At 71.8% G+C, this 21,226-nt stretch carries 15 protein-coding genes; 1 reads left to right on the plus strand and 14 read right to left on the minus strand.

Annotated features, from left to right (window positions below; translation table 11 throughout):
• Window positions 1–192 precede the first annotated feature (192 nt).
• The 11 genes from QSK20_RS03440 to QSK20_RS03490 all read right to left on the minus strand — a co-directional run bounded on the left by QSK20_RS03440 (window position 193) and on the right by QSK20_RS03490 (window position 16,716).
• The gene (locus QSK20_RS03440) at window positions 193–2,301 is read right to left on the minus strand and encodes a ThuA domain-containing protein (RefSeq protein ID WP_285787056.1); all 2,109 of its coding nucleotides are present in this window, start codon (window positions 2,299–2,301) and stop codon (window positions 193–195) included.
• Window positions 2,302–2,330: 29 nt separating this feature from the next.
• On the minus strand, window positions 2,331–5,165 hold the full coding sequence (locus tag QSK20_RS03445) for a PQQ-dependent sugar dehydrogenase (RefSeq protein WP_285787057.1): 2,835 nt from the start codon (window positions 5,163–5,165) through the stop codon (window positions 2,331–2,333).
• A gap of 1,081 nt (window positions 5,166–6,246) precedes the next feature.
• Window positions 6,247–7,473 carry a Gfo/Idh/MocA family protein gene (locus tag QSK20_RS03450; protein WP_285787058.1) on the minus strand — a complete coding sequence of 409 codons (1,227 nt, stop codon included), beginning with the start codon at window positions 7,471–7,473 and terminating at the stop codon, window positions 6,247–6,249.
• A 20-nt stretch (window positions 7,474–7,493) separates the two neighbouring features.
• Window positions 7,494–8,546 carry a substrate-binding domain-containing protein gene (locus tag QSK20_RS03455; protein WP_285787059.1) on the minus strand — a complete coding sequence of 351 codons (1,053 nt, stop codon included), beginning with the start codon at window positions 8,544–8,546 and terminating at the stop codon, window positions 7,494–7,496.
• 119 nt (window positions 8,547–8,665) lie between these two features.
• The gene (locus QSK20_RS03460; protein WP_285787060.1) at window positions 8,666–9,775 is read right to left on the minus strand and encodes an ABC transporter permease; all 1,110 of its coding nucleotides are present in this window, start codon (window positions 9,773–9,775) and stop codon (window positions 8,666–8,668) included.
• Between the two features lie 57 nt (window positions 9,776–9,832).
• Complete coding sequence (locus QSK20_RS03465) at window positions 9,833–11,341, minus strand: sugar ABC transporter ATP-binding protein (RefSeq protein WP_285787201.1); 1,509 nt, start codon at window positions 11,339–11,341, stop codon at window positions 9,833–9,835.
• Between the two features lie 128 nt (window positions 11,342–11,469).
• On the minus strand, window positions 11,470–12,648 hold the full coding sequence (locus QSK20_RS03470) for an ROK family transcriptional regulator (protein WP_285787061.1): 1,179 nt from the start codon (window positions 12,646–12,648) through the stop codon (window positions 11,470–11,472).
• Window positions 12,649–12,905: 257 nt separating this feature from the next.
• On the minus strand, window positions 12,906–14,108 hold the full coding sequence (locus tag QSK20_RS03475; RefSeq protein ID WP_285787062.1) for a YihY/virulence factor BrkB family protein: 1,203 nt from the start codon (window positions 14,106–14,108) through the stop codon (window positions 12,906–12,908).
• 78 nt (window positions 14,109–14,186) lie between these two features.
• Window positions 14,187–14,996 carry an ABC transporter permease gene (locus tag QSK20_RS03480; protein WP_285787063.1) on the minus strand — a complete coding sequence of 270 codons (810 nt, stop codon included), beginning with the start codon at window positions 14,994–14,996 and terminating at the stop codon, window positions 14,187–14,189.
• 9 nt (window positions 14,997–15,005) lie between these two features.
• Window positions 15,006–15,809, minus strand: a complete 804-nt coding sequence (locus tag QSK20_RS03485; protein ID WP_285787202.1) for an ABC transporter permease — start codon at window positions 15,807–15,809, stop codon at window positions 15,006–15,008.
• 511 nt (window positions 15,810–16,320) lie between these two features.
• Complete coding sequence (locus QSK20_RS03490; RefSeq protein WP_285787064.1) at window positions 16,321–16,716, minus strand: hypothetical protein; 396 nt, start codon at window positions 16,714–16,716, stop codon at window positions 16,321–16,323.
• A gap of 135 nt (window positions 16,717–16,851) precedes the next feature.
• On the opposite strand from QSK20_RS03490, the gene QSK20_RS03495 reads away from it, so the two are divergent.
• A complete protein-coding gene (locus QSK20_RS03495; protein WP_285787065.1) occupies window positions 16,852–17,670 on the plus strand; it encodes a helix-turn-helix transcriptional regulator in 819 nt (272 codons plus the stop codon).
• A gap of 111 nt (window positions 17,671–17,781) precedes the next feature.
• Here QSK20_RS03495 and QSK20_RS03500 read toward each other — a convergent pair whose 3' ends face one another.
• The 3 genes from QSK20_RS03500 to dnaG all read right to left on the minus strand — a co-directional run bounded on the left by QSK20_RS03500 (window position 17,782) and on the right by dnaG (window position 21,197).
• On the minus strand, window positions 17,782–18,711 hold the full coding sequence (locus QSK20_RS03500) for an ABC transporter ATP-binding protein (RefSeq protein WP_285787066.1): 930 nt from the start codon (window positions 18,709–18,711) through the stop codon (window positions 17,782–17,784).
• Between the two features lie 90 nt (window positions 18,712–18,801).
• The gene (locus QSK20_RS03505) at window positions 18,802–19,335 is read right to left on the minus strand and encodes a hypothetical protein (protein ID WP_285787067.1); all 534 of its coding nucleotides are present in this window, start codon (window positions 19,333–19,335) and stop codon (window positions 18,802–18,804) included.
• Window positions 19,335–21,197, minus strand: a complete 1,863-nt coding sequence (dnaG, locus tag QSK20_RS03510) for a DNA primase (RefSeq protein ID WP_285787068.1) — start codon at window positions 21,195–21,197, stop codon at window positions 19,335–19,337. The genes QSK20_RS03505 and dnaG overlap by 1 nt, the downstream gene beginning before the upstream one ends.
• Between the last annotated feature and the right edge of the window lie 29 nt (window positions 21,198–21,226).

Genomic DNA, 21,226 nt, shown 5'->3' on the forward strand with positions numbered 1-21,226 from the left:
GCCTGGCACCCAGCGGGTTGCGCCTCCCGCCGGGCCACCGGCCGCCTGTCACGGCTGCCGTCACCCACTCTAGGACCGCCGCCGCCGGTTCGGAAGGGCCGCGCGGGGCGGTTGCAGGGGTCCCCTGCTCCTCACCAGGAGGTAACAGGGGACCCCTGCTCACACCTCAGCGCCCACCGGACGAGGCGCGAGCTACGGCAGGGTCCACTTCTGGTTCGCGCCCGCGTGACACGTCCACAGGTGCACCGCCTGACCATCCACCGCGGTGTTCCCCGAGACATCCAGACACTTACCCGACTGCGGATTACGCACCGACCCGTCCGCCTGCGCCGACCACACCTGCGCACCCGAACCGTTGCACGTCCACAACTGGATCTTCGTACCGTCCGCCGCACCACCACCCGAGACGTCCAGACACTTACCCAACGCCCGCACCGGACCGCCCGGCGTCACCGACCACGCCTGCGCGGCGCTGCCGTTGCACGTGTGGATCTGCACCTGCGTGCCGTCGGCGGTCGCCCCGTTCCGCACGTCCAGGCACTTGCCACCCAGCCCGACGACCGGACCTGCGCCGGTGCCGCCGGTGGACCGGACGAGGGTGACGTCGTCGACGTCGAAGAGACCGGAGCCGCTGCCGGTGAAGGTCAGGTACAGGTTCTGCGTACCGGACGGCACCCCGGCGAGGGTGGCGCCGACGTCGGCGAAGGAGGTCCAGCCTCCGGTGTTGGGAACCGCCACCTGGCCGAGCACGGGGCCGGTGGCGGAGCCGGTGCGCACCTGGATGGTGCCGCCCGGTCCGCCGGAGACGACCCGTGCCCGCAGCGCGGTCACCCCGGTCAGGTCGAGGCCGTGGTACCCGGCCCAGTCGCCCGGGTCGACGTACCCGAGGGTCTGCCCGCCGTTGGCCCCGGCCTTAGGGAACGCGGAGACCCCGCTGGCGGTGCTGAACGCCTCGGCCTGCACGGTGGTGTTCCCGCCCGGCGGGTTGCCGCCCAGTTCCCTGATCCGGATGTTGCGGAACGAGACGTCGTCGCCCGTACCGTGGTTCTGGAGACCGATGTGGCCGGCGAGGGAGCGGGCCGGGTCGGTGTTGGTGAAGTCGTTGATCTTCCGCCCGTTGAGGAAGACCTGGAGCCGTTCCCCCTCGACGAGCAGTTCGTAGGTGTTCCACTCCCCTGGCGGGTTTAACGCGGCGTCCCGGGCGGCGAGGTCGGCGGACTTGAACGTGTAGACCGCGCCGGTGGTGCGGTCGGCCGCGTCGGTGGCGTCGATCTGGATCTCGTAGCCGTTGTTCACGGCCGACCAGGGGTCGCCGGACGGCGGGAAGCCGACGAAGACGCCGGAGTTGTCGTCGCCGGCCATCCGCCAGTCGAGCTTGAGCGAGTAGTTGGTGAACTGCTTCGCGCTGTACCAGTACAGGCCCATCCCGCCGACCGAGGTGAGGGTCGCGTCGGTGTTGCTGAAGCTGCCCGGTCCGGCCTGCGACCAGCCGGTGGTGGAGCCGTCGTAGAGGGTGGTGTAGCCGGTCTCGGCGCGGCAGTCGGCCCGGGTCCGGCCGGCCGCGTACCGGATGCCGCCGAGCAGGTGCGCCCGGAAGGCCGGGTCGGCGTACGACGCCTGGGTGTGCCCGCCGCCGGTGTAGAAGGACCGTCCGGCGCTGACCGTCCGGCACCAGGCGATCGGGTGGTCGGCCCCCATCTGCCCGCCCGAGTACGACGACTCGTCGAGGGTGGCGAGCACGCGGACCGACGGCCGGGGGTTGGCCCGGTAGTCGTACCACTCGTCGGTGCGGGTCCAGGTGCGCGGCAGGTGGGCGGTGGCCGCGTGCGCCCGGTCCGTCACGTGCACGTGGGCCTGCTGGATGGCCGGGTGGGCGGCGAAGTAGGCGCCCACCAGGTTGCCGTAGAACGGCCAGCCGTACTCGGTGTCGGCCGCCGAGTGGACGCCGACGAACCCGCCGCCGCCGTTGACGTACGCCTCGAAGGCGCTCTGCTGGGTGCCGTCGAGCACGTCGCCGGTGGTGTTCAGGAAGATCACCGCCTCGTACTGGGCGAGGTTGGCGGTGGTGAAGCGGGTGGCGTCCTCGGTCGCGGTGACGGTGAAGTTGTTCGCCGCGCCGAGTTCCCGCACGGCCTGGGTGCCCACCGCGATCGAGTCGTGGCGGAAGCCGGCGGTCTTGGAGAAGACCAGCACGTCGTACGGGGTGTCGGCGGCGCTGGCCGGGGTGGCGGGGGTGGTGCAGGCGAGAACGGCGAGGACGGCGGTGGCCGCGCCGAGGGCGGATCGGAGGCGTCTGCGCATGTCGTTCTCCCGGTTGCGGGTCGGGTTCCTCACGGCAGGGTCCACTTCTGGTTCGCGCCCGCGTGACACGTCCACAGGTGCACCGCCTGACCATCCACCGCGGTGTTCCCCGACACGTCCAGACACTTACCCGACTGCGGATTACGCACCGACCCGTCCGCCTGCGCCGACCACACCTGCGCACCCGAACCGTTGCACGTCCACAACTGGATCTTCGTACCGTCCGCCGCACCACCACCCGACACGTCCAGACACTTACCCAACGCCCGCACCGGACCGCCCGGCGTCACCGACCAGGTCTGGGCCGCCGTACCGTTGCAGGTGTAGATCTGGATCTGCGTGCCGTCGGCGGTCGCCGCGTTCCGCACGTCGAGGCACTTGCCACCCATGCCGACGACCGGGCCGCTGTTGGCGGCGCCGGTGACGAAGCCGAACGCGTCGACGTCGAAGAGCGCGCCGGTGCCACCGGCGAAGGTCAGGTAGAGCCGGCCGGTGCTGGCCGGCGCGCCGGAGATGGTGCCGGTGACGGTGGTGAAGGTTTCCCAGCCGCCGGTGACCGGCACGGTGGCCGAGCCGAGCACGGTGCCGGTGGGCGAGCCGACCCGGACCTGGATGGTGCCGCCGACGCCGCCGGAGGAGACCCGCGCGTGGAACGAGGTGACGGTGTCGAGCCGGTACGGCTCGAACGCGATCCAGTCCCCGTTGTCGATGCTGCCGATGGTCCGGCCGCCCTCGGCCTGGGTCTTGTCGTGCGGGGACACCCCGGAGGAGTCCTTGTGGTGCTCCGCCTGGCGCTTGCGCGGCTGGAGGATGTGCTGCTCGTGGGTGGTCAGTCCGCCGGAGTCGGTGTACTCGGCGTCGAAGACGGCGAAGATGTTGGCCGCCTCGTCGTGTTCACCGTCGACCGGGATGGTGATCGACCCGGAGCAGCCGTTCTGCGAGGTGATGGCGTGGCCGTGCTGGTCGTGGCCGAGCACGTAGGTCATCTTGACCTTGGTGCAGTCGATCGTCCCGTCCTCCGGGTCGGTGACGGTGATGCTGAACGGCACGGTGTCGCCGTAGGAGAAGAGCCGGCCCATCAGGGGGGAGTTGATCCGCACCGTGGGGGCCGTGTTGCCGACCCGGATCGACACGCTGGCGGTGCCGGTCGCGCCCTGCGGGTCCCGGACGGTCAACGTGGCGGTGTACGAGCCGTCGGTGGTGTACGTCTTGCTCGGGTTCGCCGACGTCGACGTGGTGCCGTCACCGAAGTTCCAGGCGTGGGTCAGCGCGCCGCCGTCCGGGTCCGACGACCCGGCCGAGGAGAAGTTCACGGTCAACGGGGCGGCCCCGGAGGTCCGGTCGGCGGCGGCCACGGCGGTCGGCGCGCGGTTGCCGCCGCCGATGTGGTCGTAGCGGTAGAGCGCCGAGTTGGCGTCGCCGTTGAAGTAGCCGGTGCCGTAGTCGAGCACGTAGAGCGCGCCGTCCGGGCCGAACGCCATGTCCATGACCTGCTTGCCGTTCCACGGGAAGGTGTCGATGCCGCCCGGGGACCCGTCGGTGTTCAGGTGGATCGGCTTGACCCAGCCTCGGCCCAGCTCACCGGCGAAGAACTGCCCGTGGAAGGACTGCGGGAACTTCGTGGTGGAGGGGTTGGTGGGGTCGTACCGGTAGACCGGGCCGGCCATCGGCGACTCGGAGCCGCCGCCGAACTCGGGCGGGCTGCCGGCGTCGCCGGCGTACCGGATCCAGGCCGGCTTCGCCCCGGGGAGCGTCGGCAGGCCGGTGTTGCGGAACGAGTTGTTGGTCGGGCCGCCGGTGCAGTTGTACTTCGCCCCGGCGGTGCCGGCGGCGAAGTCCCACTCCGCGTACGTCTCGGTGGCGGTGTTCGTGCCGGTGCAGTACGGCCAGCCGTAGTTGCCGGGGCCGGTGATCCGGTTGAACTCGACCTGGCCGCTCGGTCCCCGGGCGCTGGTGGTGCCGGCGTCCGGACCGTAGTCGCCGACGTAGACGATGCCGGTGGCCCGGTCGACGCTCATCCGGAACGGGTTGCGGAAGCCCATCGCGTAGATCTCCGGACGCGTCCTCGGGTCGGAGTCGACGAACATGTTCCCCGCCGGGATCGAGTACGTCCCGTTGGTGTTCACCTTGATCCGGAGGATCTTGCCGCGCAGGTCGTTGGTGTTGGCCGAGGTGCGCTGGGCGTCGTACGCGGGGTTGCGGTTGGTGCGCTCGTCGATCGGGGCGTAGCCGGCGGAGTCGAACGGGTTGGTGTCGTCCCCGGTCGACAGGTACAGGTTGCCGGCCGCGTCGAAGTCGATGTCCCCACCGACGTGACAGCACATCCCCCGGTCGGCCGGCACGTCGAGCACGGTGACCTGGCTGGACATGTTGAGCGTCCAGTCGGCGTTGAGGGTGAACCGGGAGAGCCGGTTGACGCCCTGCCAGACGGAGAAGTCGGTGCCGGTGGCCGGGGCGTCCCCGCCGGGGGTGGCCAGCGGCGGCGCGTAGTAGAGGTAGACGTGCCGGTTGCTGGCGAAGTTCGGGTCCGCCCCGACGCCCTGGAGACCCTCCTCGTCGTGCAGGTAGACCGGGATGGTGCCGAGCACGCTGGTGGTGCCGGCCGCGTCGGTGCGGCGCAGGGTGCCGTTGCGGGCGGTGTGCAGCACGGAGCGGTCGGGCAGCACCGCGATGCTCATCGGCTCGCCGACCTCGGCGACCCCCTTGGCGAGGGTGACCTGCTGGAAGTCGGTGGCGTTGACGGGGTGGGCCGATGCGGGGGCTGCCGGGCCGCCGAGGGCGACCAGCCCGGCCGCGGCCACCAGCAGCAGCGCGGAGCCGGCCGACGACCTTCGCCGGCCGGGGGTGCCGTCGTGTGTGGACATGCCTGGGTCCGTCCCTTCCTGACGTTCGACTGCCAGGGCGGGCGCGCGCCGTCGCGCCGGATGCCGTAGCGGGGGGTGTGCGGCTCGTGCCGGGTGCCGTCCCGGTCGGGGCCGTGTCGTCCCGGGGGCGTGACGCAGGTGCGCGCCGACGCTCGGGGACGGTCGATGGATCACCGCGCCGCCGGTTCACCTCGACGTAACAGGTTCGCGATGGCGACGACATTAAGGTGTTTCGATGTCCCTGTCCAGAGCTTCTGACGGTTCTCGCCGAACTTCTGCTCAGTTCACGAAAAGTGGCCCTCGGGGCCTGGCTCAGGCGCTGCCGGGACCAACCACGGGGACCGGCGACGGAGACGGACCCGCGCTCTGCGTCCTGTGGAGCTGCCCGCACAGACGGGGCGCCAGGGGCGTGGGACGTGGTCTTCGGAACGGCCGGACCGCCGTCGGCGCGTGGGCGCACGGACGGGGCAGCTCGACAGCGTCGTTCCGGGCACACCTCGGCCCGCTCCCCGCCGGGACGCGGGCCGCTCCGACCTCGACAGCGGCAGCGGCAGCGGCGTGATCCGGTACGCAGGCGGGTGGGGGTGCGGTTCCGGACGCGCAAGGACGCCCCGCCCGTCCCACCGGGCCGGGAGAGCACCCGCCGGCCGGCGGCGACATCGGCGGTGAGGACGCCGGTACGCGGGCCCGGTTCGGTGTGACGGACGGGGCAGGTGGACAGGGTCGGTCGGCGTCTCGACCCTGCCCACCCGTGTCGCCCGGTCGGGACAGGTGCGTTCCGGCCGGACGCCTGGGGCCCCGCGCCGGCCGGTCTACCGACGTCGGGACCAGACAGGACGCCGGATCGGCGGATCACGGCGGGTGGCCGTGGAAGAGCCGTGGAGGAACGGAGGGTCCGGTCCTCCGGCGCGACCGGGGAATCCCGGTCCGGTCGCGCCGGACGACCGTCGTGCTGTCGTGCCCCGGCGGGCCGGACCCGGTCCGCCGCGGCACGCCTCTCCGGATCGGACCTCGTCTCCGGCCGCGGGGCGCAACCGCGGCCGGCCCTCGCCGGTCGGTCCGGAAAAGTCGCTCGGGTGGGTCAGGCGGCCACCGTCACCAGGGCCGGTTCCACCTCGGTCCAGGACGAGCCGAGTTCTGCCGAGCGGGTCACCGCGTCCAGCACGAGCTGGACCTGCAACGCGTCGGCGAACGAGGGGGTCGGGTCGGTGCCGGTGGCCACCGCCTCGACGAAGTCGCGCATCTGGTGGGTGAAGGAGTGCTCGTAGCCGATGATGTGTCCCGGCGGCCACCAGGCCGACATGTACGGGTGGTCGCCCTCGGTGACCAGGATCCGGCTGAAGCCCTGCTCCGCCGGGGGCAGCGCGGCGTCGTAGAACTCCAACTCGTTGAGGCGCTCCAGGTCGAACACCACGGTGCCGAGCGAGCCGTTGATCTCGACCCGCAGGGCGTTCTTCCGGCCGGTGGCGAACCGGCTCGCCTCGTACGTCGCCAGCGCCCCGCCGTCGAGCCGGGCGACGAAGACCGCCGCGTCGTCCACGGTGACCGTCCCGGTGGCCGGGCCGGAGCCGTCGACCCCCGCGGAGCCGTCCACGCTGCCGGTCAGGCCCTGCGCGTCGACCGGCAGTGGTCGTTCCTTGACGAAGGTCTCGGTGACCGCGCTGACCCCGGTGATCCGCTGCCCGGTGACGAACTGCGTCAGGTCGATGATGTGCGCGCCGATGTCGCCCAGCGCGCCGGATCCCGCCCGGTCCTTGAGCAGTCGCCAGACCAGCGGGAACTGCGGGTCCACGATCCAGTCCTGGAGGTACGTCGCCCGGACGTGCCGGATGACGCCCAGCCGCCCGGCGGCGACCAGGTCCCGCATCATGGTGACCGCGGGCACCCGGCGGTAGTTGAAACCGCACATCGACCGGACACCGGCGGTCCGGGCCGTGGCCGCAGCGGCAGCCATCGCCCGGGCCTCCTCGACCGTGTTGGCCAGCGGCTTCTCACACAGGACGTGCTTGCCGGCGGCCAGCGCGGCCAGGGCGATCTCGGCGTGGCTGTCCCCCGGGGTGCAGACGTCGACCACGTCGATGTCGTCCCGGGTGACCAGGTCACGCCAGTCGGTGGTGTGCCCCTCCCAGCCGAGCCGGTCGGCCGCGTCGGCCACCTTTCCGGCGTCCCGGCCACAGATCAGTGTCATCCGGGCCCGTGCCGGCAGGTCGTACACCCGGTTCACGGTGCGCCACGCCTGCGAGTGCGCGGCGCCCATGAACGCGTAGCCGACCAGGCCGACCCGCAGTTCCCGTGGTGATGTGGACAAGGTGGGTCTCCCCCCGTGTGTCAGAACCCGAGCTTGAGGTAGCTGCCCGCGTTCTCCTTGGTGATCGTCTCCGAGGCGAGGACGATCTCCTTCGGTACCTGGAGCTCCACCAGGTCGGACATGCCCTTGCCCTGACCGATCAGCCGGGCCAGGGAGATGGCCGAGGAGGCCATCGACGGGCTGTAGGTGACGGTCGCCTTCAGCACGGTGTTGTCGGCCTGGATGTCCTCCATGGCCTTCTTGGAACCCGCGCCGCCGACCATGAAGAACTCCTTGCGGCCGGACTGGTTGATCGCGGCGAGCACCCCGATGCCCTGGTCGTCGTCGTGGTTCCAGAGCGCGTCCATCTTCGGCAGCGCCTGGAGCAGGCCGGTGGCCGCCTGCTGGCCGGAGTCGGCGGTGAACTCCGCCGGCCGCCGGTTGGCCACCTTGAAGCCGAACGAGGCGAGGGTGTCGCTGAAGCCCTTCGACCGTTCCTGGGTCAGCTCCAGCGAGTCGATGCCGGGGATCTCCCCGATGATCGGGTTGGTGACGCCCTTGGCCCGCAGCTGGTCCACGATGTACGTCGCGGCGGCCACGCCCATGCCGTAGTTGTCGCCCTTGATCTGGGTCCGGTACGCCCGGGCGTCCGGGAAGGCCCGGTCCAGGTTGACCACCGGGATGCCGCCCTTCATCGCCTCCAGGCCGAAGGCGTTGAGTTCCTTGCCGTCGTGCGGCAGCAGCACGATCACGTCGGGCTTCTGCGACAGCAGGGTGGAGAGCGCGGCCCGCTGGGCTGCCGCGTCCGCGCCGGCCTCGACGGTCTTGAACTCCACGTCGGAGTACGCCGCCGCCTGCGCCTTGGCGTTGCTGGTGATGGCGGCGATCCAGCCGTGGTCGGCGGCCGGGGCGGAGAAGCCGATGGTGACGCGCTTGCCGGGTTCGGCGTTGCCGCCCGCCTCGGCGGCCTTGGTCTGCGCGGCGGTCGGCGCGGTCTCGTTGCTGGTGCAGCCGGCGAGCAACGCGCCGGCGCCGAGCGCGGCCGTACCGAACAGCAGCCGGCGGCGCGGCAGTTCGCGGCGGTGCTGGGTCATCGTGACCTCCTGGGTGCGGGGGTGGTGGAGGAGGGAAAGGGTGCGTTCGTCCCGGCCACCGTCGGGTACGAGGTGGCCGCCGGTGGGGCGTGGTGCGGTGTCCGGGTGCCGCCGCCGGGTCAGGCGGTGGTCATCCGGTTGCGCTTGAGAAACTGGGAGAGACTGCGGAACTGGACCTGCTGGACCAGGACCGCGGCGACGATGATGCCGCCCTTGACCATGTTCTGGGCCTCGGTGGAGAGCCCGTTGATGGCGAACAGGTTGGTGATGGTGGAGAAGATGATCACGCCGAGCAGGGAGCCGACGATGGTGCCCCGCCCGCCGCTGAGCAGCGTCCCGCCGATGATCGCGGCGGCGATCGCGTCGAGTTCGTAGAGGTTGGCCATGGCCGCCTGGGCCGAGGTGGCCTGGGAGGTGAGCATGATGGCGGCGATGCCGCAGCAGAGCCCGGAGAGCCCGTAGAGCAGCAGGGTGTGCCGCCGGACGTCGATGCCGGCCAGCCGGGCCGCCTCCGGGTTGCCACCGACGGCGACGGTGCGCCGGCCGAAGGTGGTGCGGTTGAGCAGCACCCACCCGGCGAGCACCACCGCGGCGAGGATGTAGACCAGCAGCGGGATGCCGAGCAGGTTGGTGCTGGCGATGCCGTTGATGGTGGCGTTGTCGGAGACCTGGGTCTGCTTGTCGGAGATCTCCGCCGCGAGGCCCCGGGCCGCGACCATCATGGCCAGCGTGGCGATGAACGGCACCAGTTTCCCGTACGAGATGAGCAGGCCGTTGACCAGGCCGACCGCCAGTCCGACGGTGAGCGCGCTGAAGATCATGCCGCCCGCGCCGAAGCTCTGGGTGGCGACCGTGGTGCACCAGACCCCGGCGAGCGCGACGATCGCGCCGACCGACAGGTCGATGCCGCCGCCGATGATCACGAAGGTCATGCCCACGGTCACCACACCGACCACCGAGGCCAGCTTGAGGATGGTGAGGATGTTGTTCCAGACCCAGGAGGAGTCGCCGTAGAGGTCGGGGCGGGTGGCGATTCCGATGGCCACCAGCACCACCAGCACGGCGATCAGGCCCAGGTTGCGGCGCGCGCCCTCGCCGTCCTCGCCCCGCCAGAGGGAGAGGACGCCCCGGCCGGTGGCGGCGTCGGTGCCCGCCTTGTGCACCGGGGGCGACTGCGCCGGCAGGTCGGTGGAACGGTCCGGGGTGGTCGTGCCTGTCGCGTCGCTCATGCCGTCGCCTCGCTCATGCCGTCGCCTCGCTTGTGCTTGTGGGCCGCCGCGCGGGGGTCATGCCGGCGCGCCTTCCAGGAGAGACCCCGCCATCACGAGGTCGAGCACGGTGTTCTCGTCCAGTTCGCCGGCCGGCGCCTCGCGCACGACCCGCCCTTCCCGCATCACCAGCACCCGGTCGGCCAGACCGAGCACCTCGGGAACCTCGCTGGAGACCAGCAGCACCCCGACGCCCCGGGCCGCCAACTGCCGGATCACCTGGTACAGCTCGGCCCGCGCGCCCACGTCCACGCCCCGGGTCGGCTCGTCGAGCAGCAGCAGCCGGGTGTCGCCGAGCAGCCAGCGCCCGACCACCACCTTCTGCTGGTTGCCGCCGGAGAGGGTGCGCACCGGCCGGCGCACGTCCTTCGGCCGCAGGTCGAGGACGTCGGCGATCCGGTCCGCCTCGGCCCGTTCCCGCTCGGCGTCGGTGAAGCCGAGCCGGGCGTACCGGCCGAAGGTGGCCAGGGTGACGTTCCGGAAGACCGGTTCGCCGAGCAGGAGCGCCTGGCTCTTGCGCTCCTCCGGGGCCATCCCCATCCCGGCGCGGACCGCCGCGCCGACGCTGCCCGGTCGCACCGGCCGGCCGGCCATCCGGACCGTGCCCGCGTCCGGACGGCGGGCGCCGAAGATGGTCTCCATCAGCTCCGACCGGCCGGAGCCGACCAGCCCGGCGATGCCGACGATCTCCCCGGCCCGGACGGTCAGCGACACGTCGGCGAACTCGCCGGAGCGGGCCAGCCCGTCCACCCGGAGCAGCTCCGCGCCGGGGGCGGTGTCCGGGCGCTCGGGGAAGACGTACTCGATGGTCCGGCCGGTCATCCGGTTGACCAGGTCCCTGGTGGGGGTCTCCCGGGCGGGCAGGTTCGCCGCGGTCGTCCGGCCGTCCTTGAGGACGGTGACCCGGTCACCGATCTCGCGGATCTCCTCCATCCGGTGCGAGATGTAGATGACCGCGATGCCCTGCGCGGTCAGCTCCCGGATGATCCGGAAAAGGTTGCCGACCTCGTCGTGGGCGAGCACCGCGCTCGGTTCGTCCATGACGATCAGGCGGGCCTGGTGGGAGAGGGCCCGCGCCATGCTGACGATCTGCTTGCCCGCCGCCGGCAGCGCGCGGACCATCCGGCCCGGCGGGATCTCCGGGTGGCCGAGCCGGCCCAGGATCTCCCGGGTACGCCGGGCCGTCAGGCCGCGCCGGACGAAGCCGAACCGGCGCGGCTCGTGGCCCAGGAACGCGTTCTCCGCGACGGAGAGGTCCTCGACCAGGTCGAGTTCCTGGTAGATGGTGGCGATGCCGGCGCGCATGGCGGCCTGCGGGTTGGCGAAGGTGGTCGGCTCGCCGCGCCACCACACCTGCCCCGAGTCCGGCCGGTGCACCCCGGCGAGCACCTTGATCAGGGTGGACTTGCCGGCCCCGTTCTGCCCGAGCAGGCAGTGCACCTCGCCCGCCCGCACCTCCAGCTGCACCCCGTCCAGGGCGCGGACACCGGGGAAGGTCTTGACCACGTCGGTCAGCCGCAGCACCACGTCACCGGGAACGGTGTCGGCGGGCGCGTCGACCAGCGGCCGGGCTTCCGGCCCGGTGCCGGCGCCCAGCCCGGTTTCCGACCCGGCACCTCTGCTCACGCGCCGGGACTCCGGCCCGGACCCGGTGCTCACGACGCCTCCAGGAAGGCGACGTCGCTGGCGAGCACCGCCGCGCCGGCCACCCCGGCGCGGGGCCCCAGTTCGGAGAGGACCACCGGCAGGTTGCCGGTGGCCAGCGGCAGCGACCGGCGGTAGACGACGCTGCGGATCTCGGCGAGCAGGACGTGGCCGAGCTGCGCCAGTCCCCCGCCGATGACGATCATCGACGGGTTGGCGAAGCTGACCAGCCCGGCCAGCACGCCGCCGACCCGCCGTCCGCCCTCGCGGATGAGCTGGATGCAGGTGACGTCCCCCTCGACGGCACCGGCGGCGACGTCGAGGGCGGTGACCCGGCCCCGGGTGGCGAGCCGCTCCGCCAGTGCCGGGGAGGCGCCGCTGCGCGCGGCGGCGGTCGCGTCCTTGGCCAGCGCCGCGCCGCTGAACAGGGCCTCCAGGCAGCCGGCGTTGCCGCAGGAACAGACCGGGCCGTGCGAGTCCACCTGGATGTGCCCGATGTCGCCGGCGCAACCGTCGCTGCCCCGGTAGACCTCACCGCCGAGGAAGATGCCGCACCCTATCCCGGTGCCGATCTTGACGAAGAGGAAGTCGTCCACCGAGTGGGCGACCCCGCCGTGCCGCTCGCCGATCGCCATGATGTTGACGTCGTTGTCGACCACCGCCGGGCAGCCGTGCTCGCGGGTGAGCAGTTCCCGGACCGGGAACCGGTCCCAGCCCGGCATGATCGGTGGGGAGACCGGCACCCCGTCGCGGAAGCTCACCGGGCCGGGCAACCCGACGCCGATCGCGTCGAGCCGCTCGTACGCCCCGTCGGCCTTCGCCTTGTGCAGCAGCTCGTTGACCCGGTGCAGGGTCGCCTTCGGCCCGGAGCGGATGTCGGCCTGTTCGGCGTAGGCGGCGACCGGTTCGAGCCGGCCGTTGACCACCTCGACGTCGATCGAGCTGGCGCCCATGTCCACCGCGGCGAACCGTAGGCGGGGGTCCAGCTCGACCAGGGTGGACCGGCGACCGCCCCGGGACTTGGCCAGTCCGGCCTCGGCGACGTAGCCGAGGGCGACCAGCCGTTCCAGCTCGGCGATCAGACGCGGGCGCGGGATCTGGAGGCGGTCGGCGAGCTCCGCCCGGGAGAGCGCGCCCTCGTCGCGGAGCAACCACAGCAGTCGCAGGTGCAGGGGATGGGCCTTCCGCACCGGACTCACCTCGCTTCAAGCCGTTCACGTCGACGTGACGTCGTCGTGTCGTGCCCGTCACAGTAGGAGGCTTCCGCCGAGCCTGTCCAGAGCTTCAGACGATCTGGATTCAACTTTTGTTTTTCCAAGCAAAAGATTTGGTCGACTCGTCGAAACTTGTCGGTAACGTGCGACCCGTCCCGACCTGTCCCGCCGGCACCGACGCGACACCGCCCTCACCACGGCGCGGTGAGGGCGGTGCGGCGGTACCGGGAGTGTCAGTGGGGATCCTGGTGGCGCTCCCGTTCCCGCTCCTGCTCCCGCTTGCGGGCGTTCTTGCGGAGCTTCCGGTCGTCCCGCAGCTCGACGTAGGGCTCCTTCTCCGGGGAGTGCCCGGCCGCGATCGCCCGACTGCGTTCGAGTTCGGCGTCGAACTCAGCCCCGAGCAGGATGGCGATGTTGCTCAGCCAGAGCCAGACCAGGAAGATGATCACACCGGCCAGCGCCCCGTACGTCTTGTTGTACGAGCCGAAGTTGCTCACGTAGAGCGCGAAGAGGCCCGAGATGACCAGCCAGAGCACCACCGCGAGCACACCACCCGGGCTGACCCAGCGGAAGCCGCCGTGCCGGGCGTTCGGCGAGGCCCAGTAGAGGAGCGCGAACATCAGGCTGACCAGCACCAGCAGCACCGGCCACTTGGCGATGTTCCACACCGTGACCGCCGTCGAGCCGAGCCCGATCGCGTCCCCCGCCGCCTCGGCCAACCGTCCGGTGAAGACCACGATCACCGCGCTGGCGAGCAGCATCACCCCGATCACGGCGGTCACCCCGACCCGGATCGGCAGGGTCTTCCAGATCGGCCGTCCCTCCGGCACGTCGTAGATCGAGTTGGAGGCGCGCATGAACGCCGCGACGTACCCGGAGGCCGACCAGAAGGCAGCGAGCAGACCGATCACCGCCGCCACGCTGGCCAGGCCACCGGAGGCGTTGGCCTGGTCGATGGCCCCCTCGATGATCCGACGGATGTTCTCCTCCGGCACCGCCTCGGTGACCGTGTCCCGGACCTCGTTCGTGGCGCTCTCGCCGAGCAGTCCGAGCAACGAGATCAGCACAAGCAGGCCGGGGAAGATCGACAGCACGCCGTAGTAGGTCAGCGCGGCCGCCCAGTCGGTCAGGCCGTCCTCGGAGAACTCCCGGCCGGTGCGGCGCAGCGTCGCCTTCCACCCCGTACCGGAGAGCTCGGTGGGGCTGTCCGGTCCGTCGTCCGGCCCGACCGGACGGTTCCGGGTCGACGCGTCCCGCGTCGTCGGCTCCGCGTCCCTGCGGGGCGCGCCCGTCGCCGGATCCCCTTCCGCCCGGGGCCCACCCCTCGCCGGCTCCGCGTCCACTCCGGGCGCGCCCAGATCGTCCGGCGTACGCCGGGCGGTGGTGGTGGAGCGGTCACGGTGCCCGCCCCGGACGGGGGACTCGTCGGAGGCCATCGCCCCTCCCTCAGGTCGGCTGTCTCCCCCTGCTCATGCCCCGACCCGGCCCCGGGTAACCACCGGTCGTCCGAAGCCCTACCGGTAGAGCAGCCGGGACGTCCGGCGGGACGCCACCACCAGGCACAGCGCCGTCAACCCGACCAGGTAGAGCACGTCGACCAGCCATCCCCCGCCCCCGGTGCCGAGCGCGACGTCCCGGAGCAGGTGCACCGAGCGGTAGAGCGGAGTCACCTCCACCACCCAGCGCAGCAGGTCCGGGTACGCCTGCGCCGGGACGAAGGTGCCGGAGAAGAGGAAGAGCGTGAACTGCGCCGACCCGAGGAGGTCGAAGTCCTGCCAGCTCCGCATGAAGGTGGCGATGGTCATGCCCAGCGCACCGAACGCGAAGCCGACCAGCAGGGCCGCCGGCAGCGCCGTCGCCGCCCGGGGCAGGGTGGTCAGGTCCATCACCACCATCACCACGAGGAACGCCGCCGAGTAGAGCGACCCGCGCAGCATCGCCCAGGCCAGCTCACCGAGGGCGATCTCGAACGGCTGCACCGGAGTGGCGATCACCCCGTCGTACAGCTTCTGGTACTTCATCTTGCCGAAGAAGTTGAAGGTGGTCTCGGCCAGCGCGCCGGTCATCGCCGACGAGGCGAGCAGCGCCGGGGCGACGAACGTCGCGTAGGACACCACCCGGCCGTCGGGGAGCGTGAAGTCGCCGACCAGCGCCCCCACCCCGACGCCGATGGAGAAGAGGTAGAACACCGGCTCCAGGAAGCCGGAGACGAGCACCAGCCAGTACGCCGTGCCGAGGGTGTCGATGTTCCGCCAGGCGACCGCGGAGGAGCGGCGGGCGGCGGCACGGGCGTCGAGCAGCCGGGGCAGCACCAGAGCGACCACGGGTCCTCCCTAGACGACGAGGGTGCGGTGGAACACGCGCCGGGCCAGCACCCAGCCGGCCAGGGCCCAGGCCGCCAGGTAGAGCAGGTGTCCGGTGGCGGACCACTGCGGGGCCACCCCGAGCGCGGCGGCCCGGCACAGGTCGACGCCGTGCCAGAGCGGGGTCACGTACGCCACCCAGCGCAGCCCCACCGGCAGCGACTCGACCGGGAAGAACACCCCGGCGAAGAGCGTCGCCGGGATCACCGCGAACCGGAACAGCAGCGCCAGGTAGCTGTCGCCGGGCACGCTGCCGGCGAACGCGAAGACCGGCGCGGCCACCGACAGGCCGAGCAGCACCACCACCGGCAGGGCGAGCAGCGCCCACCCGGACCGCACCGCCCCGAACGCCGCCGCGACCAGCAGGAACGCGGCGGCGGAGGTGAGCACCCGGAGCAGGACGAAGGCCAGGTGCCCGCCGAGGATGTCGCCGGCCCGCAGCGGGGCGGCGCTCTGCGCGTAGTACAGCTTGGTCCACTGGAAGTTGCCGTAGACCGGCCAGGTCGACTCGCTGACCGCGACCTGGAAGGCGGTGGAGGCGACCAGCCCGGGCAGGATCCATTCGAGGTAGGGCACCCCGTCGACGCCCTGGTCGACGTACGCGCCGACGCCCACGCCGAAGCCGAGCACGGTGAGCACCGGCAGCAGGAACGACGAGAAGACGCTCGACCGCCAGGTGCGGCGGTACCCGACCAGGTGGTACGCCAGGACCGCCAGCGCCGGCACCCGGGGCAGCCCCGGTCGGGCCGCCTCCCGCCGGGCCTGCTGGGTCACGCTCATCTCCGCCCCACCCCGCTCGGTCGACCGGGGTCGGCCGGCTGAGCCTCCCCACGTCACCACTCTCCGCTCGGTGCGGTCGACGGCAGTCTGGGCCCGTCGACGGTCGGCACCTGGACCCGGACGACGTTATCGGAGGCCGTGACGTGTCCGGTAGCGGATTAAGGTGGCCAGGTCAGCCGGCTGCGGTGGGGCGGACGGGGAGCAGGTTGCGCTCGGCGAAGACCTTCCTGGCGACGAGGGTGGCGTTGACCGCGCGCGGCACAGAGGTCTCCGTAGGACCAGGCGACGGAGCGGTAGCTGAGCTCGGGTGAGACGCCGGCGAGGGTGTCGAGAAGCCTCTGCCCGGCGCCGCCGTCGGCCTGCCGTAGCTCCCCGCAGAACCGACCCGACCGCCCCGCACCGTCCGCTTGCTCCGCTCCGTCGATCATGGAGTCCGGGCACCAACCAGACCTCCGCAAAGGCCACCAACCGTGCGCCACAACTCCATGATCGGCGGGGTGAGGGATCAGTAGGTGACGACGACGCAGCTGTACGGGACCCAGCCCACCACCCCGAAGTAGTCGACCGCGGCGTAGTAGTCACCACCACCGCAGTGGCTGTACGGGGTGCCGTCGGCACCCCAGAAGGAGCCGCCACCGCAGGGTGCGGACGAGCCCGTGCCCGGAGGGCCGGGCCAGAGGTAACCCAACGCGAAGCTGCTCGTGCTCGGGCTGGTGTGGATCCAGAGGATGTCGGGAGAGGTGTTCGAGACCGTGCACGCGCTCGCTGCCGGAGCCCGCGGGCCCTCACCGGCGCCGCCCTCGGCTCGCGCCGGGTCCGCGCCGAACATCACGAGCGAAAGGGCCAGCGCGGTCACCGCACCGCTCCCGCCCCGCAGGGAGGACTGAAGATTCTTACGCACGACGACATCCCTTCCGCACCGGTGGCTCCCTGTGTTGCCCGACGAGTAGCATGCATCGATAGTCATAGATTGGCATCGGCGGGGACAGTGCCTGTTCCGCCACCTTGACTACCGCCTCGAACGAGGGGAACCGCCATGAACGAGGCGGGCCTGTTGCGGCACGCGCTGAAAGCCGCCCACGCCATCGTCAACAACGCGCCGTTCGTGGACGAGCTTGCCGCCGGGTTACTCCAGTCCGTTGGCGCAGACTGTGTTTGTATCGACATTTGCCGTTCCTGGCGGACCCAGACGCCATCGGTCACCATGGCCGGTGAACCCAGCGCCTTGTCCGCAGGTGAGATCGATCAATGGATGACGCTGTCCGCTGACGACCCGTACCTCGGGAACCTCCTCGCCACCGGCGATCCACGGCCGTACCGTACGAGTGACTTCATGTCCTTCAACCGCTTCCGGCAGACTTCCATCTACCGGGAAGTCTTCGCCCGATACGGCATGCGCCACCTGCTGGTGATGGCACCCCGCATCACCGACGAGGACCTGGTTCTCATCGGCCTCACCCGCAGGCTCCACGACTTCTCCGATCGTGAGGCTCACGCGCTCCACCCCGTCCGCGACCTCATCGCGACAGCGCTGGACTATCAAGCCCAGACAACCGCGATTCAGGCCAGGGTCAGGGCGAGCGAGCCCGCCGCACCGCCACGCCGGCGCACGTTCACCGAACGCGAGACCCAGGTTCTCGCGCTCATCGCCACCGGACACACCAACGACCAGGCCGCCCGCAAGCTCGGCATCAGCCCACGAACCGTCCGCAAGCACCTCGAGGGCGTCTTCGCCAAAGCCAACGTCTCCAGCCGCGCCGCCGCCGTCGCCTGGTGGCTCCGCCAGACCCCCATCACGCCCGGCTGCTCCGTCAGGGTGAGTCTCACCAACGACGCTCCCGGCGATCTTGACTAGCCTGTTCGCCAGGTCGCGGCGGCCGGGGGCGGGCAGTGCTGTGGTCGGGAGCCGTCGCCCCGGTCACGGGCGAGGACAGTTTCCGACTCCCCCGCCAGAGAGTCTCGCGGCTCAATCCACCAGGGTGCGGCCGGTCAGGTGGAGGAAGACGTCCTCCAGGCTGCTGCGCCGGACCAGCACGCTCGCCGGGGTGAACCCGCGCGCGTGGACCTCGGCGACCGCGTCGTCCCCGTGGGCGACGTAGAGCAGGACCCGGTCGGGCAGCACCTCGACCCGCTCGCCGATGTCGTCGAGCTTGCCGGCGAACGTCTCCTGCGACTCGGCGGCGAAGCGCAGCTCCACCACCTCCCGGGTGGAGTACCGCTCGATCAGCGCCCGGGGCGCCCCCTCGGCGGCGATCCGGCCGCCGTCCATCACCACCAGGCGGTCGCAGAGCTGTTCCGCCTCGTCCATGTAGTGCGTGGTCAGCACCAGGGTGACGCCCTGCTGCTTGAGCCGGAACAACCGCTCCCAGACCAGGTGCCGGGCCTGCGGGTCCAGCCCGGTGGTCGGCTCGTCGAGCAGGACGATCTCCGGCTCGTTGACCAGCGCGCGGGCGATGGTGAGCCGGCGCTTCATGCCGCCGGAGAGCGGCTCGACCTTACTGTCGGCGCGTTCGGCGAGCTGCACGAAGTCGAGCAGTTCGGCGGCGCGGTCCCGGGCCACCCGGCGGTGGATGCCGAAGTAGCGCGCGTAGGTGGTGAGGTTCTCCCGGACGGTCAGCTCGGGATCGAGGTTGTCCAGCTGGGGGCAGACGCCGAGGCGGGCCCGGATCGCCGGCCCGTCCCGGACCGGGTCCATGCCGAGGATGCGCAACTCGCCGCCGCTGGGCGGGGAGATGCAGCCGACCATCCGCATGGTCGAGGACTTGCCCGCGCCGTTCGGCCCGAGGAACCCGAAGGCCTCCCCGGCGTGGACGTCGACGTCGATCCCGTCCACGGCGGTGAAGTCGCCGAACCGTTTCACCAGGCCCCGGGCCCGGATCAGCACCTCTGCCGTCACGCCCCCGACCCTAGCCGGCACCCCCGACCAGCCCCACCGCTTTTCCCGGCGGGCCGACGGCGGCGACAGCCCGCCCGGCCGGGGACGCCCCTACAGCGAGCCGGGGCTGGTGGCGACCCGGGCGGCGGCCACCAGGCGGTCGGTCTCGGCGACCACCTCCGGGTCGTCGACTCCGGTGCCGGGGTCGTAGCGGACCGTCCAGGTGAGGCCGTCCACGCCGGGCACCCGGCGGGCGGCGATCCGGCCCGCGCCGCCCGGCACCGGGTGGTGTTCGGTGTACGCCACCGACTTGGTCACCCGGGCGCGCACCTGGTGCGGCAGCTCCCCCGGGTCGAGGAGGAGGTAGGTGTCGGTGGGCGCGTCGGCGACCACCAGGTAGCCGTCCCGCTCGGCGAGGCGTTCCGCCGGGGTGACCCGCAGCTCCCGCCCGGACCAGACCGCCTTGAGGATGTCGTGCCAGCCCAGCCGCCCGTCCCGGCCGGGCAGCCAGAGCCCGAGGTTGGTGGCGACCGAGGCGGCGTCGTCACCGTCGCCCACCCGGGCCCAGGCGAGCACCCGCTCGTCGGCGGCCAGCTCCGGCCGGTGCCGGGCGGGCAGCTTCGGTCGACGGTTGAACAGCCCCATCACAGTCCTCCCGCAGCCTGTTCGCGCAGCGCCCGGGCGTGCTGCTCCAGCGAGAGCAACTCGCCGAAGAGCGCGAAGTACTCGTCCTTGTTCGCCACCGGGTTCACCCGCTGGATCTTCGACTTCAGGTCCCTGATCCGGCCGGTGACCGACCCCCACTGCAACTGGGCGAGGGTGATCGAGACGTACCTCGGGTCGGGTTCGCCGTCGATCCGCAGCGGCTCCACGGCCAGCTCCGCGACGAGCGCCTGCGCGGCCAGGTCGGCGCAGGCGTCCTGGACCCGGCCGACCCAGACCGCGCCGCCGGTCGCCGAGGACACCCCGCCGGCCTCCGCGACGGCGGCGCGGACCACCTGGTGGACCGGGTGGCGGTACTCGTCCGCGCCGACCGCGTCGAACATCGGGCCGGCGAGCACCGGCTCCTGGAGGGCCAGTTTCAGCGCCTCCCGCTCGACCATCGACTGCGGGCTGTCCACCGCCGGCTCGCGGCTCGGGGCGGAGCGGGGCTTCTCCCGGCCGACCGGGGATCCCCCGGCGGCGAGCACCGCGCGCTGCACCGGTTCGATCTCCATACCGAGGTCACCGGCGAGCTTGCGGACGTACTCCGGGCGTTTCTCGGCGTCCTTGAGCTTGGCGACCAGCGGGGCGGCGCGGCGCATCGCCTCCACCCGGCCGTCGACGGTGTCCAGGTCGTACCGGCCGATCACGTGCCGCAGCGCGAAGTCGACCAACGGCTCGCGCCGGGCGACCAGGTCCCTAACGGCCAGGTCGCCCTTTGCCAGCCGCAGCTCGCACGGGTCCATGTTGTCCGGGCTGACCGCGATGAAGGTCCGCCCGACGAAACGCTGGTCGTCCTCGAAGGCACGCAGTGCGGCCTTCTGCCCGGCGGCGTCCCCGTCGAAGGTGAAGATGATCTCGCCGGCCACGTCGTCGCTGTCCAGCAGCAGGCGACGCAGCACCCCGATGTGGTCCGCGCCGAAGGCGGTGCCGCAGGTCGCCACGGCGGTCGTCTCGCCGGCCAGGTGGCAGGCCATCACGTCGGTGTACCCCTCGACCACGACCACCCGGCCCTGCTTGGCGATCTCCCGCTTGGCCTGGTCGATGCCGTAGAGCACGTGCGACTTCTTGTAGATCGGCGTCTCGGGGGTGTTCAGGTACTTCGGGCCGTCGTCGTCGTCGAAGAGCTTCCGCGCGCCGAAGCCGATCACGTCGCCGCTGAGGTCCCGGATCGGCCAGAGCAGCCGGCGGCGGAACCGGTCGATCAGCGAACCGGACCGGGCCGGCCGGGACAGCCCGGCGGTGACCAGCTCGTCGTGGCTGAAGCCCTGCTGACGCAGGTGCTTGGTGAGCAGGTCCCAGGCGTCCGGGGCGAAGCCGCAGCCGTACCGCTGGGCGGCGGCCCGGTCGAAGCCGCGCTCGGCGAGGAACTCCCGCGCCGGCCGGGCCCCGGCGGTGCCGAGCTGCGCGGTGTAGAACTCGACGGCGGCGGCGTGCGCGGCGACGAGGCGCTGCCGCTGGCCTTGCTGCTGCCGGACGCGGGGGGCCGGCTTGCCGTCCTCGACGTAGCGCAGCTGGATGCCGGCCCGGCCGGCGAGCCGTTCGACCGACTCGACGAAGCTGAGATGGTCGGCGTCCATCAGGAACTTGATCGCGTCGCCACCCGCCCCGCAGCCGAAGCAGTAGAAGACGTTCCGGGCCGGCGAGACGTTGAACGACGGGCTCTTCTCGTCGTGGAACGGGCAGAGCCCCTTGAGGTTGCCGCCGCCGGCCGACTTCAGCGTCACCGTCTCCGAGATGACGTCCGCGATCGAGGTGCGTTCGCGTACCAGCGCGATGTCCTCGTCCCGGATCCGCCCAGCCATCCGCCACCTCCTCCGGCGTACATCCTGCC

Source organism: Micromonospora sp. NBRC 101691 (assembly GCF_030269285.1).
Lineage (GTDB): Bacteria > Actinomycetota > Actinomycetes > Mycobacteriales > Micromonosporaceae > Micromonospora > Micromonospora echinospora.